General features: G+C 66.8%; 2 protein-coding genes. Both read left to right on the forward strand.

Annotated elements, in window-relative coordinates; all coding sequences use genetic code 11:
• A partial coding sequence (gene mshL, locus AC1DYX_RS30330; protein ID WP_477265812.1) for a pilus (MSHA type) biogenesis protein MshL occupies positions 1-1,635 on the forward strand: 1,635 nt, incomplete at its 5' end.
• A partial coding sequence (locus AC1DYX_RS30335; RefSeq protein ID WP_477265814.1) for an ExeA family protein occupies positions 1,636-2,481 on the forward strand: 846 nt, incomplete at its 3' end.

Consider the following 2,481-nt stretch of genomic DNA (forward strand, 5'->3'; position numbering starts at 1 on the left):
GCGCTGCTGCCGCCGGCCGCCGCGCTGGCCACGCAACTGCCGGAAGCCCGCCCCGCACTGGAGGAACGGTTCAACGTCTCCTTCAACAACGTGCCGGCGCAGCAGTTCTTCCGCTCGATCGTCGCGGGCACGCGCTACAACATCCTCGTCCATCCGGACGTCGCCGGCACCATCACGGCGAACCTGAAGGACGTCACCCTGCCGGAGACGCTCGACGCGATCCGCGAGATGTACGGCTACGACTACAAGATCGAGGGCACGCGCATCTCGATCAAGCCGCTGACGATGCAGACCAAGATGTTCCGCGTGAACTACCTGGTCGGCAAGCGGGCGGGCATGTCGATGACGCGCGTGAGCTCGACGTCGGTGGCGAACGCCGTCGGCAACAACGGCAACAACCAGAACGGCAATAACCAGGGTGGCCAGAACCCGTACGGCAACAACAACCAGAACAACAACGGCAACAACCCGAACAATCCCAACGGCCAGAACGGCGGGCAGATGGACAGCACCGATGTCGCCACGACGTCCGCCAACGATTTCTGGGGCGACCTGAAACTGGCCATCGAGGCCATCGTGGGGTCGAAGGAGGGCGGCCGCAGCGTCGTCGTCAGTCCGCAGTCGGGCGTGCTCGTGATCCGCGCCATGCCGGACGAGCTGCGCAACGTGGACGCCTACCTGAGGGCCACCCAGCTCGCCGTCGACCGCCAGGTGATCCTGGAAGCGAAGATCCTCGAGGTCGAGCTGAACGACAGCTACCAGAGCGGCGTGAACTGGGCCTCGTTCGCGTCGATCAAGAGCAGCCACGACAACCGCATCTCGACCGGCATCCTGGCGCCGGGCGCCACGCTGACGCCGTTGCCGTTCAACGGCGGCCAGCCCGCCACGATCTCGGATCCGAGCACGGGCCTGTCGGCCAGCACGGGCTTCTCGCTGTCGAACGCGGCGTCGACGGCCGGTTCGATGTTCGGCCTCGCCGTGCAGACGGCGAACTTCGCCGCGCTGATCTCGTTCCTCGAGACGCAGGGCACCGTGCACGTGCTGTCGAGCCCCCGCGTGGCGGCCGTCAACAACCAGAAGGCCGTGCTGAAGATCGGTACCGACGAGTTCTACGTGACGGGCGTGCAGACGACGACGAACTCCACGACGACCGGCAACACGGTGTCCCCGAGCGTCACCCTGCAGCCGTTCTTCTCCGKCGTCGTCCTCGACGTCACGCCGCAGATCGACGAGAAGGGCAACATCCTGCTGCACGTGCACCCGTCCGTGAGCCAGGTCTCGACGATCAACAAGGCCGTCAACCTCGGCGCGGCCGGCAGCCTGAGCCTGCCGCTCGCCGCGTCGTCCACGTCGGAACTCGACAGCATCGTGCGCGGCCAGAACGGCCAGGTCGTCGCCATCGGTGGCCTGATGCGCCAGGCGTCGACGGCGGACGACGCGCAACTTCCCGGCACGGGCAAGGTGCCCGTGCTGTCCACGCTGTTCGGCTCGAAGAAGAGGGTGAACCAGAAGCGCGAGCTGGTCGTGCTGATCAAGCCGACCATCGTCGAAGGCGTCAACAACTGGAACGACGACCTGCTGGATACGGGCCGCCGCATCGACCAGCTCGATCCGCGCGCACGGGGGATCCGTTAAATGTACACGGCGCACTTCGGCCTGCGCGAGCTGCCGTTCGGGATCAMGCCCGATACCAGCTTTTTCTTCGGCAGCCCGCATTCGCAGGAAGCCCTGAACACGCTGCTCGTCGCGGCGCGCACCGGCGAAGGCTTCATCAAGATCACGGGGGAGGTCGGCACCGGCAAGACCCTGTTGTGCCGCAAGTTCATGGGGACCCTGGGCCCGGAATTCGTCACCGCGTACATTCCGAACCCGTACCTGGAGCCGCGCACCTTGATGCTCGCGCTCGCGGACGAACTGGAAGTGGGCTACGACAAGGACGCCGACCAGCACCAGGTACTGAAAGCGATCACGCACCGGCTGCTGGCTCTCGCAAGCGACGGCAAGCGCGTGCTGCTGTGCCTCGACGAGGCACAGGCGATGCCCGTCGAGACGCTGGAAGCGCTGCGCCTGCTGACGAACCTGGAAACGGAAAAGCGCAAGCTGCTGCAGATCGTGCTGTTCGGCCAGCCGGAACTGAACCGCAAGCTGGAACTGCAATCGATCCGCCAGCTCGCGCAGCGCATCACTTTCCACTATCACCTCGGGCCGCTGACGCGCGACGACCTCGATTACTACGTGGCGCACCGTCTGCGCGTGGCCGGCTATGACGGTGCGCGCCTGTTCTCGCGCGGCGCCGTGGCGCGCCTGTATGCGGCCAGCGGCGGCGTGCCGCGCCTCGTCAACATCCTCGCGCACAAGGCGCTGATGCTGTGCTACGGCCAGGGGAGCCAGCAGGTCGCGCGCGCGCACGTGGCCGCGGCCGCGCGCGACACGCTCGCGACGAGCCGGCGCCGTCCGGCTTCGTGGGCCGTGCTGGCAGGC

The sequence above is a fragment of the Massilia sp. P2_C2 genome (assembly GCF_056404615.1).